Raw genomic sequence first — 11298 nt, 5'->3', positions numbered from 1 at the left:
TCACTGTACATCTTCAACCTCTCCGTACCTATCAGCTAAACTACGGTATTCGTCGCCTAAAACCCGATAATGCTTTGTAACCTGTCCCCGAAAATAAAAATAAGGGGCGATCCCACAGATAGCCATCGTCGTAAATAGTGGGACATCAAATCGATCACTGCTCAAGCCAGATATGCTGACAAATAGGAACAGTATCGCGCCACTGCCAAAAAAGCCCATTAGCCCAGCTTCAATAGGATCATGCTTAGGCAACGGCGCGATCTGCTTCGCGTACGCCTCTGCCTCCCTCCATAAATCTGCGTTTTTCATGGCAAAGCTCATTCGTGCGTTCTTCATTCTGTGGGTTCTTACCCTATCGTCGCTCGTAGTCGCTGGCGAGAGCCCGACGCTCGACCGGATCGAGGCCTCGGAAACGGTCCGTGTCGGTCTCACCGGCGACTACAAGCCCTTCTCATGGGAGGGTCCGCAAGGCGAGCTCGAGGGCCTCGACGCCGAGATGGCGCAAGCGCTCGCAGAGGATCTCGGCGTCCGCCTCGTCATCGTGAAGACGAGCTGGCCGACACTGATGGAAGATCTCAAGGCGGGCAAATACGATATCGGCATGGGCGGCATCTCGGTCACGCAGGAGCGGAAGGAGCACGCCTTCTTCTCGACGCCACTGCTGACCGACGGCAAGGCCCCTATTGCCCGCTGCGAGGATGCCTCGCGCTTCGAGACGCTGAACGGGATCGACCGCGAAGGCGTCACCGTCATCGTCAATCCGGGCGGCACCAACGAGGTCTTCGCCCGCGCGAACATCCGCAAGGCGCGCCTCGTCCTTCACAAGGATAATGCGAGCATCTTCGAGGAGATCGCCGAGGGCCGCGCCGACGTGATGCTCACCGACGCCATCGAAACGCGCATTGTTGCCCGCGAGCATCCCGCGCTCTGTGCGGTAAACCCCAATGCGCCCTTCACACGGTCCGAGAAGGCCTACCTCTTGCCGAAGGACGGGGCGTGGAAGGCCCGCATCGATGCGTGGCTCGCGAAGATGGACGAGAGCGGGCAGAAGGAAGTGCTGTTTTCAAAGTGGGTGGAGTGAAATCTCACGCCGTGATAATTCGCTCCACCGCCCGCGCCTTCAGCGCCAGCTTGCCGTCACCGTTCGTAAAGATCGCCTCAACATAGGCCTGTGTCTTCGAGACGTTCAGCACATGGCCCTCGCAGGCGAGCACACCCTTCGTCACCGGCCGGAAGAAATGCGTCTGAAGGTCCACGGTCGTGAAGTTCTGGTCGTCCTTCAGCATGGTCATCAGCGCGAAGGAACAGGTCTGGTCGGCGAGCGTCGCAAGATAACCGCCGAACACCGCCACCGGGTTCATGTAAGCCGGATCGACCGGCCAGTCATAGCGGATGCGGCCGGGCTCCAGTACGGTCAGCTTGCCCGCATAGAGATTGAGCGCCGTCACATGCGGCGGCGCCTTCTCCGTCTCGCCCGCCTCGATCCGCTTCAGAATATTCCCCCAGCTCGGCATCGCGTCCCCTTCACTCCGTCTTTTGCGTTATCGCGGCCGCGTCGGCCATCATCTCGTTCAGGCCGATCAGCTCGTTATAGCGCTGGAAAGTGACGCGCTCTTCGCCGTCCGGCAAGCCCTCGCCTTTCATCAGCGTCTCGTAAACGCCCTGCAGCCGCGCGGTGACGGCGAGCAGCGCCGACACGGGAAAAAGCGCGATCTTGAAGCCCAGCGACTCCAGCGCCTTCGCGCCGAGATAAGGCGTCTTGCCGTCTTCCACGATATTGGCGACCAGCGGCACACCCTTGAAGGTCTCGGCCACTCTGCGCATTTCGGCCTCGTCACGCGGCGCCTCGATAAAGAGAATGTCCGCGCCCGCTTTCAGAAAAGCTTCGCCGCGCCTCAGCGCCTCGTCGAGGTCGTGCGTCGCGCGCGCATCCGTGCGCGCCATGATCTTGAAGCCCTTGCTTTCGCGTGCGTCGGCGGCTGCGCGGATCTTCGCCGCCGCTTCCTCGATCGCGACGACCTCCTTGCCTTCCATATGGCCGCAGCGCTTCGGGAAAACCTGATCCTCGATCTGGATGCACTCCGCGCCTGCCGTCTCATAGGCGCGAGTGAGACGCGCGGCGTTGAGCGGCCCGCCATGACCATTGTCGCCATCGGCGATCAGCGGCACGGGTGCGCATGTGCACGCAATCGCGCGGACACGCTCGGCCATTTCCGCCGCACTCACAAGGCCGACATCCGGTAATCCGAAACTCGCGCCCGACACGCCGAAGCCCGTCATGTAGACCACCTCCGCGCCTGCCTTCGCGGCGAGCTTTGCCGACAAGGCGTCATAGGCGCCGGGCGCGACAATGATGCCGGGAGCGGCGAGACGTTCGTGCAGGTTCGTCATGCTCTTTTCTTCTTTCTTTCCTTCGCCGGCGTCTTGCCGATCACCGGCGGCTCTCCCCAGTCGGCAGTGACCAGACGGCCCAGTTCACTCACGGCCTGGCTGCCCAGCCTCTCTTCCAGTTCGGCTTCGAGGCCCATGACAATTTCCATCGCCTCCTGCCGCATCGCCGCCCCTTCCGGTGCGAAACTCACCAGCTTGCAGCGCGCGTCATCCGGGTCCGCCGCCATGTAGACGAGCCCCTTCTCCTCCAGCTCGCGCAAGGCCGTGTTCACGGATTGCCGCGTCACGCCGAGAAGCCGCGCAAGCTCGCTCGGACGGCGCACACCCGCATGAACATAAACCATGCACATGGATTCAAGGCGGCGCACCCCGCCATGTCCGCGCGCATCAAGGCTCTTCTGGAGCGCGCCGTCGAACCAGATGAAACGGTTTAGCAACTGCGCCATCAGCAGTCCGGGTTTTCTTTCCATTTTGGGTTCCGCTTTTCGGCTTGAGTCATTCGTCAGTTTATCTTACATTTCTGCCGGTCATGCAACGGGAGGATGAGCATGCCGAGATTGAGACAGGTCGCGAAGGCGGACGCAGATCCGCTCGCGCAACAGATATACAAGATGCTTTTCGGTGAACGTGACCCGGTGAAGGAACCGGGCACGGCGACCGGCACACCCGGAAACTGGTGGACCGTCTTTGCGCTGGTTCCCGATGCTTTCAAGCACACGACCGAAGGCTTCCAGTTCTATCGAGACCCCAAGCGGAAAATCAGCCCGAAGCTTCGCGAACTGGGGCAGATTCGCGCAGGCTTTGCGCGCGGCTCGCAATTCGTCTTCTCACAGCACTGCAAGGCCTGTCGCGATGTCGGATTCACGGAAGAGCAGATCGAGGCGATCCCGCATTGGCAGATTGCCGATTGCTTCAGCCCGCTCGAACGCGCGCTGCTTGCCTATACGGATTGCCTCGTACTCCAGAGCGGCCGTGTGCCGGAGGCGATCTTCGATGCGATGAAGAAGCATCTTTCGGACGAAGAGATACTTGAGTTCACCTACATCACCGCGACCTATGACATGCATGCGACCATGTCCCGCGCGCTCCGGCTTGAATATGACGATGTTGACGAACGGATCGTCGAGATTGCCGCACCCGAGGGCAGTTCCAACGATGTGATGAATATGGTCGACCAGAAAGAGAAGGACTGACGCAATGGGCTATCATCACCTGGCGCTTGCCGCGCGCGACATGAAGGCGATCCATAATTTCTATGAAGGGGTCATGGGTTTCGAGCTTGTAAAGGTCGAGATCGGCCCCTCGCCCGAAGGCGGCTGGGCTAAACATTTCTTCTACCGCATGGAAGATGACTCGAAGTTCATCGCCTTCTGGGAAATGCACGACATGCCAGGCACGGAGAATTTCGAGACCAATCTCTCCAGGGCCGCCGGCGTTCCAGACCATATCAATCACATTTCCTTCGATGTGAAGGACAAGGCGGAACTCGAACAGCGCCGTCAGCGCTGGCTCGATGCGGGGCTCGATGTGCTGGAAATCGACCATAACTGGTGCCACTCGGTCTACACGAAAGACCCGAACGGCAATTTCGTCGAGTTCTGCCTCACAACCGGCGCCTTCACGAAGGAAGACCGCGAACACGCGCTGGCCGCGTTGAAGTCCGACGACCTGCCGCATTCGAAGCCGCCGTCGAAAATCGATTTTCACAAGCCACAGGCGGCCTGAAATCAACCGTGAGATCTGAACGATGATGGAATTGCTTGCGCCCTGGTATGCGCAGATCAAGTTCCTGCATGTGATCTTCGTCGGAATATGGGCCTTCTCGACCGCCGTCGCCTATCAGAACTACGTGATCCCTGCGTTCCGCCATGCGATGGCGGCACCCGGGGACGCGAAGGCGATCGCGCATCGCAACCGCATGATGGAAGCCTTCGACAAGGGTGTGGTGCTGGAGCATGTCGCCTTTCCGGGCATCCTCGCAACGGGGCTTCTCATGCTCTGGCTCGGCGGCTGGTCGCCCGCGGAATCGTGGTGGCTGACAGCGAAGCTCGCCCTTGTCATTCTGGTCTTCATTCCGATGGAGATCGTCGATTATCGCATCTCGCATTTCTCCAAGCCGAAGCGGCAGATGCGTCTCGACGGCGAGACGGAACGGCTCGAAGCCGCCATCGCCTTCCACTGGAAGTTTCTGCGGATCAGCACCTTCTTTGTCGTGACGACAATTCCGGCTGCGATCTATCTCGCTGTCGTGAAGCCCGGGTGAACGGTCAGAACGACAGGCTGATCTTTCCGGTGAGCGTGTAATCCGGCGTGCCCGCCACCCCGAGACCGGCGATGCCCGTCACCATCTTCATGTCGAGCAGTTCGTCCATTGCCTTCAGAAAGATGCCGGTCTCGACGTCGCCCGTGATTTCATCATCGATCTTCGCGGCCGCGCCCGGCGCCTCCCGCTCGCTGCGGTCGAAGGTCCAGTGCGTCTCGACATTCGCGTAAGGCCGCACCGTCGAAAAGAAGCCGGTATCCACAGCCTCGTAGACAAACCCGTTGCGCCAGGTTGCGCGGCCGCGCGACCGCGCCTCGCCAAAAGCGGACGAAGAATAAAGCTCGATCCGGTTGAGGCTGATCTCGCCGGCAGGCTTGAACTGCAATGCGCCAAACGTCCATGCGCCCTCCAGGCTCGCGCCCGAGTGAAGGCTCGTGCCGCTATAGGTCGCGCTCCACAAGGCAGCGTCCACATGGTCCGTCCGCGTGCCCGCGCCCGCATAGGCGCGCAGGCTCAGATGTTCCGTCAGGCCCTGGGTTACGAAGGGCGAGACATAGAGCGATTCCGCATTCCAGACCGTCGAGGTGTCGCGCCAGGAGCGGCCCCAGCTCATGGCGGCGCCGATCTTCGTCGTTTCAGCGAGCGGCCAAGCCGCGCCGCCCGACACGACGAGCCGGTGTTTCGCACCATTGAGCGTCCACGCTCCGCTCGTATCGCTCCAGACCTGCATATCGTCGGGAAGGAGCGGCTGCGTTTCGTCGAGCAGCATTCTTTCGGCATAGCCCGTCGCGATACGGGCGAAGGGAATGACGTTGTCGCTTCCTTCCACGGCCTCGGCATCGCGCTCCGGCGCGGTTTCCGGCAGCGCAAAGCGTTCGGCGATCCGGCGGCGGTCCTCGTCCGCGAGGCGAGCCTGCTTTCGCTTCGGGGCGTATCGCCGGTCCAGCGCATCCATTTCACCGTCCGAAACCCAGCCCGTGCGGATGCGCTGCGGCGCCTCCGGGGCGCCGCCTGGCGGCGGCATCGTCCGGTTCAACACGGCGAGGTAGCGCACCGCCTGCTCGGCGGTGATTTTCCGTGCGGCACTCAATGTATGAACGGCGGCGACCTGCCAGCCATGCACGATGCGACGGATGTAGCGCAGCGCATAAGCGCGGCGCGCGGGAGCGCTTTTTACGCCGGGCGGCTCGGCGCGGGCCACCGCAGGCCGCATAACATCGTAACCAGCGCGCCACCCCTCTTTCAGCGCGCGAAGACGGGCTTCCTCGAACAGGCCGACGGGCAGACCGAGGCTCGCTGCCGCAGGCCCCGGCTGGCAGCGCGGGCAATCCGCCCTCATCGCGAGGGCGGCAACCGTCAATCCGTCTATTTCATGGAGGTCAGGAAGCGGCGGCAGCGATGCAGGGCGCTCCGTCGTGAAGAAGGAAGAGACGGGCGGCGGCTTCGGGCGGCTCGTGGGAGCGCCGTTCAGAAGCTTCTCATGCGCATCCAGCACCGCGACGTGATCGGAGAAAATTGCCGCATCCGGAGACCCCTCGAAACCGGCGCGCGCAGGCGCGGCGAGCGCCCATGAGAGCAGCCCGCAGACAAGCGCATAGTAGCCGGCGGCGGCGCGCAAACGCCGCTTGGGGTTCGCCATGACGCGATCCTCAGCATCGTCTAATTTTCGGGTTGGTCCGGTTTATGTCGCAGAAGTTCCGCCCGCTGCCCCGGTACCGCCATCACTCTACTGTCGAGCACGGTCAACGGGAAATGAAAAACCCGGCGCAACAGCCCGTTACACCTCGTTTTTCCGCATTTTCCAGACACCGGCGACACACACATGCCATAAAACGGAACTTCATCTGTATACGGATAGATTTCCGTGGAACGATTACGGAAATTATCCCCCGGCTCAGAAGCTCGGTGGCGTACAGGCGGAAACGATCACGCAATCGATGGTGCCGGGATTTCCGAAACGGTGGGGAAGGCGCGAGTCAAAATAATAGGCATCGCCGGGGACGAGACGCCGGACTTCGCCGCCGACGGTGAGCTCCAGGACGCCGGAGATGACAATGCCGCATTCCTCGCCTGCATGGGAGAGCATCTCGTCGCCCGTATCGGCGCCTGGCGCATAGCGTTCGTGCATCATCTGGATGGCACGGCCCTTCGTGTCGCGACCGACGAGGCGGAAGGAGACGTCGCCACCGGCGATTTCGCGCAGTTGCTTCGCCTCGTAGAAGACCCTCGAACGCGGCTTGAGATCCAGCGTCAGAAAGTCGGCTATCGAGATCGGGAAGCCGTCCAGCACCTTCTTGAGCGAGCCGATGGAGGGGCTGATACGGTTCTGCTCGATCAGCGAAATAGTGCCGTTGGTCACCCCCGCGCGCTTCGCCAGCTCGCGCTGGGAAAAGCCGTGCATCTTGCGCAACTCGCGCAGCCGCGCGCCAATATCGGGATTTGCCTCGTCACCATCGGCCTTGTCCAAGCCTTCGGTAACGGGCGCGGTGCTGTGCGCGCGTCTCAAGTCCCCTGCCATTTGTCCAAGATACTAAACACTTATGACAGAGTCACGCAGGAGAATGCTTGCTTTCAGGACGTCGCGGACTTTCAATCGCAGAAATTATTAAACGGAGACCTTGCCCATGAGTGCCGACGCGATGCCGAACGATCTCGAATCCTTCTGGCTGCCCTTCACGCCGAACCGTCAGTTCAAACGCGAGCCGCGCATCGTTTCGCGCGCGAAGGACATGTATTATTACAAGCCGGACGGGACGGCGGTGCTCGACGCAACGGCAGGGCTGTGGTGCTCCAATGCGGGCCATTGCCGCGAGCCCATCGTGAAGGCGATCCAGGCGCAGGCGGGCGAACTCGATTTCGCCCCCTCCTTCCAGTTCGGTCATCCCAAGGTCTTCGAACTTGCGAGCCGCATCGCGGAAATGGCACCCGGCGACCTCGATCATGTGTTCTTCTGCAATTCAGGCTCGGAAGCCGCCGACAGCGCGCTCAAGATGGCGATCGCCTATCACCGTGCGAATGGCGAGGGCACACGCACGCGCCTCATCGGCCGCGAGCGCGGCTATCACGGCGTCGGCTTCGGCGGCATCTCGGTCGGCGGCATGGTCGCGAACCGCAAGTTCTACGGCCCGCTGCTCTCGGGCACGGACCACCTGCCGCATACCTATAACCGTGCCGAGCAGGCCTTCACCGTGGGCGAGCCCGAATGGGGTGCGCATCTCGCCGACGAATTGCAGCGCATGGTCGAGCTTCACGATGCCTCGACCATCGCGGCCGTCATCGTGGAACCGATGGCCGGCTCGACGGGCGTCCTTCCGCCGCCGAAGGGATATCTCAAGCGGCTGCGCGAACTTTGCGACAAGCACGGCATCCTTTTGATTTTCGATGAAGTCATCACAGGCTTCGGACGGCTTGGCCACGCGACGGCAGCGGAACGCTTCGGCGTCACGCCAGACATCATGACTTTTGCGAAGGGCGTCACGTCGGGCACCGTGCCGATGGGCGGCTGCGTGGTGCGCAAGCATATCTACGAGGCCTACCAGACAGGCCCGGACCACATGATCGACCTCTTCCACGGCTACACTTATTCGGGCCATCCGCTTGCCGCCGCTGCGGGCCTCGCGACGCTCGACCTCTACCGCGACGAGGGGCTGTTCGAGCGCTCGAAAAAGATGGAGCCCGTCATGGCGGAGGCCGCGATGGGCCTCAAGGATCACGGCCTCGTGCAGGACATCCGCACCATCGGTTTCGTGGCCGCCTTCGACCTCGCGCCCGTCGAGGGACTGCCCGGCAAGCGCGGCTTCGACGCGATGCGCATCGCCTTCCACGAGGAGAACATGATGGTCCGCGTGTCGGGCGACACCATCGCTTTCTCGCCGCCGCTCATCGCGGAGGAAAAGCATATCGACGAGGCCTTCGACAAGTTCCGCCGGACGCTCGACAAGGTGTCGTGAGAAGCATTCCTTATACGGATAAAATCAGGCGGGGACAGGGCAACTTGTCCCCGCTTCCTTTTGCGTAGCGGGCATAACTCGCGCCCACCGTCACACGAACGTCACTGAAACGTCGTAAACGGCGCGGTTATCCCCGATTGCGGTTTATCCCCGCGTTCAGGGTGCGCGCTTCCCCGACCCGGTTTCCCGAGCGGGACGAGCCAACCGGGAGACGCCATCCGCTTTACCCCCGCCCCCGTTCGGGGACAAAATGGCGGCACATTGTCCCCGCATTACAGCTTCCGCGATCATGCACAGCTCGCAAGCTACCGGGCATAACTCACGCCCACCGTCACACGAACGTCACTGAAACGTCATAAAGGGCGCAGTTACCCCCGCGCGTTTAATATGTTGTGAATTGTCCAGATGAAGAGTCTTCACTTCTTGCCGCCGACCGCGAGATTCACGAAGGGAGTTATGTGAGGCGGAAGATCACACATCCCTGAATGCTGCGATTCAGGTATTTGGCTTTGCGGACGAAAACTCCGCCAACATACCTATCAAATCGCGCATGTTCTTCGGAAGTTCTTCCATCTTCATTGCGTCGACTATTGCCGTAGCCGTCACGCTCACACCATGCGAAGCCTGCGCACTCCTATTTATAAAGCCGATAGCATCTTTACCGGGAATAAGATTCAGTTTCTTGCTCGGATTCGACCAATCACGTTCGAATGCCTCTAGAGTTGACTCCGTCAACTGCGATTCATGCAAAGTGGTCCCAGATTCCCTTCCATACCGTCGGCGCTCTGCAATCAATTGCGATTGAATGTAGTTTTTTTTCAAAACTGAAAACTCTTCGAGCACACCTTCCGTGCACGGCTCAAATTCAGCCGCAACGCCAGTACGTCTAACTTTGTCGCCCACTCGATACGATAGAGCGCGATCAATCGCGGTCGGCACCAGAAGAAAATTCTCAATCTCCTTGCAACTATGAACCACAGCATAATCACAAAATTTCTTACATTGGGTCACTATCTCTCGGCACTCTTCTTCACACCTGTAGTCTCTATCGAGAACAATGGCTGAGAGAATCTTTGCTCCGAGCGTGGTTTCCATACCCGACTTCAGGATGCGCACTCTCTCAGGATTAAACCCCTCGACAGGCACTACCGCGAAATCTCGACGCGAACCCACGCCGTCCTCCCCCAATTTTCTGGCAAACTTTCCCAGTATCTGAAAGTCTTTCCCTTCCACAAACACAGCACGGCGTGTCTTCGCCAGTTGAGTCAGGATGGGGTTCATGTTTGAGCCCAAGGCGCTAAAAACTTCGGTGAGCTGAGATGGGTCTTGAATTCTTTTCGCGCTGCGCCGTACTTTGTTAACCAGCAAAATGTCATCCGCTTCGGCCTCGGAGATAATTTCCGTGGAGTGAGTTGCCAACAAAACATCCGGGCCTAGGTTTCGGAGCAATCCGAGAAGCTGCCTCTGCAAATCTGAATGAAGATAGATGTCCGGCTCATCGATTAGAAACATCGACACATCTCGGGATTGGATTAGATGCGTGAGCATCTGACACCAAACCTGAAAGCCGAACCCTGCCCAGAAGAGTTCTCTCAGCACACGTTGCTCTGGGCAGTACATATGTAAACGTGGCTTGCTGTGACTTGTGTCAACTTCTGGCGGCAAAATATCCATGCCGGGCCAGGTCTGACGAAGCGCCTCTCTGAAATCCTCAAACTTTTCTGGTCGGTGGTACCAGATATTCCGAAAGTTTCTTGCCGCCCGATAGTTAAATAGGGCAAGTCGCGCAGCCTCTTCTTCGTAGAGTTGCTCATGATGCTCTACGGGACCGAGTATCGGAACAAAACCTATTTGGCAGTTAAACTGAGCGCGAAATCCGCTCGGAGTAGTGACGGGGCGAGATTTGGTTTCCGGCAACAGATAGCAGACGCCCTGCTCCGGGAAGTAAAGCGTCAACGTGTTGCGATTAGATAGCTTGAAGACCACATGGGCGGACTCAGAGTCGTCATAGTTGTAGAAAATGTTCTCTTCCGCTACCGAGATTGAGGAAAGATCAACTTCGTATCCACGCACGGCGCCCAGAGGCCCACGCACAAAAGTGGGCTTGCGCGCCCTCGCACGCCTCATTCCTGAAGCCAGTATGCGAAAGGCGGCAAGGATCGTCGATTTGCCTGCGTTATTAGGGCCAACGAGTATGTTGAAATGTCTTAAATCTATCGCAAATGCTTTGAAAGCTTTGAAGTTTTTGAATTCAACTCGAGTGAATTGATCGACGTTTTCCATCGCGAATCTCCCCTACAACGCATCTTAGCAGAGGAATGGCTCTTGCATTCCGCGTGAACCTTCGCTCCCGCTCGGCAAACGCACCAAGCAGGAAAGAGCGTGTCTCCCTTTTCCGCTCGGATGCCGCCTTGCGGCGCGCGGTGCGGCTTGTCCGCCGCCCGCTTCGCTTCCCGCGACGTCCCGCCGCAGGGGGAAGCCCTTGGAGGCGGCGGAGGGCGACCCTATCTGAGTATTGTTCCCTCTAAGGCGGGCCCGCTTCCTCCCCCCTCCCCCTCGAACGGGTCCGCACATTTCAACCTCCCGGCTTCGGCCGGGAGGTTTTTTGTTCCGGGTTACTTCGGTCGAGAGGCTTTTGCCGGGTGCCGAGAGCGGAAGAAGCCCCCCACCCGAAAATCCCCAGGATTTTCGACC

Annotated in this window: 12 protein-coding genes; 5 read left to right on the top strand and 7 right to left on the bottom strand. The window is 59.9% G+C overall.

Annotation, left to right across the window (positions count from 1 at the left end):
• Positions 1–321, bottom strand: coding sequence for a hypothetical protein (locus tag ABJO61_RS14200; protein ID WP_348327290.1), 321 nt, complete (start codon positions 319–321; stop codon positions 1–3).
• Here ABJO61_RS14200 and ABJO61_RS14195 point away from each other — a divergent pair.
• On the top strand, positions 308–1081 hold the full coding sequence (locus ABJO61_RS14195; protein ID WP_348327287.1) for a transporter substrate-binding domain-containing protein: 774 nt from the start codon (positions 308–310) through the stop codon (positions 1079–1081). The genes ABJO61_RS14200 and ABJO61_RS14195 overlap by 14 nt on opposite strands.
• A 4-nt stretch (positions 1082–1085) precedes the next feature.
• On the opposite strand, the gene ABJO61_RS14190 is transcribed toward ABJO61_RS14195, so the two are convergent.
• The 3 genes from ABJO61_RS14190 to ABJO61_RS14180 are packed head-to-tail and all read right to left on the bottom strand — an operon-like array spanning position 1086 to position 2861.
• Positions 1086–1514 (bottom strand): PaaI family thioesterase, encoded by a 429-nt coding sequence (locus ABJO61_RS14190; protein ID WP_348327284.1) that lies wholly within the window; start codon positions 1512–1514, stop codon positions 1086–1088.
• 10 nt (positions 1515–1524) lie between these two features.
• Entirely contained in the window at positions 1525–2391 is an 867-nt protein-coding gene (locus ABJO61_RS14185) for an isocitrate lyase/PEP mutase family protein (protein ID WP_348327281.1), read from the bottom strand.
• Positions 2388–2861, bottom strand: a complete 474-nt coding sequence (locus ABJO61_RS14180) for a MarR family transcriptional regulator (protein WP_348327278.1) — start codon at positions 2859–2861, stop codon at positions 2388–2390. The genes ABJO61_RS14185 and ABJO61_RS14180 overlap by 4 nt, the downstream gene beginning before the upstream one ends.
• Positions 2862–2939: 78 nt before the next feature.
• On the opposite strand from ABJO61_RS14180, the gene ABJO61_RS14175 reads away from it, so the two are divergent.
• From ABJO61_RS14175 to ABJO61_RS14165, 3 genes are read left to right on the top strand one after another with little or no spacing between them, the layout of a single operon-like run.
• On the top strand, positions 2940–3584 hold the full coding sequence (locus ABJO61_RS14175) for a carboxymuconolactone decarboxylase family protein (protein ID WP_348327275.1): 645 nt from the start codon (positions 2940–2942) through the stop codon (positions 3582–3584).
• A gap of 4 nt (positions 3585–3588) precedes the next feature.
• On the top strand, positions 3589–4116 hold the full coding sequence (locus ABJO61_RS14170; protein ID WP_348327272.1) for a VOC family protein: 528 nt from the start codon (positions 3589–3591) through the stop codon (positions 4114–4116).
• Between the two features lie 22 nt (positions 4117–4138).
• Positions 4139–4654, top strand: a complete 516-nt coding sequence (locus ABJO61_RS14165) for a hypothetical protein (protein ID WP_348327269.1) — start codon at positions 4139–4141, stop codon at positions 4652–4654.
• Positions 4655–4658: 4 nt separating this feature from the next.
• Here the strand turns inward: ABJO61_RS14165 and ABJO61_RS14160 are convergent, their stop codons facing one another.
• Complete coding sequence (locus ABJO61_RS14160; RefSeq protein ID WP_348330591.1) at positions 4659–6293, bottom strand: hypothetical protein; 1635 nt, start codon at positions 6291–6293, stop codon at positions 4659–4661.
• Positions 6294–6548: 255 nt separating this feature from the next.
• Entirely contained in the window at positions 6549–7172 is a 624-nt protein-coding gene (locus ABJO61_RS14155) for a cupin domain-containing protein (RefSeq protein ID WP_348325817.1), read from the bottom strand.
• A gap of 106 nt (positions 7173–7278) precedes the next feature.
• On the opposite strand from ABJO61_RS14155, the gene ABJO61_RS14150 reads away from it, so the two are divergent.
• Positions 7279–8604, top strand: coding sequence for an aspartate aminotransferase family protein (locus ABJO61_RS14150; RefSeq protein ID WP_348325819.1), 1326 nt, complete (start codon positions 7279–7281; stop codon positions 8602–8604).
• 495 nt (positions 8605–9099) lie between these two features.
• On the opposite strand, the gene ABJO61_RS14145 is transcribed toward ABJO61_RS14150, so the two are convergent.
• Positions 9100–10887, bottom strand: coding sequence for an AAA family ATPase (locus tag ABJO61_RS14145; RefSeq protein WP_348325821.1), 1788 nt, complete (start codon positions 10885–10887; stop codon positions 9100–9102).
• Positions 10888–11298 lie beyond the last annotated feature (411 nt).

The sequence above is a fragment of the Parvibaculum sp. genome (assembly GCF_039973015.1).
Taxonomy (GTDB): domain Bacteria; phylum Pseudomonadota; class Alphaproteobacteria; order Parvibaculales; family Parvibaculaceae; genus Parvibaculum.
The sequence above is the reverse complement of the archived record's forward strand: the minus strand, read 5'-3'. Positions and strand labels throughout refer to the sequence as shown.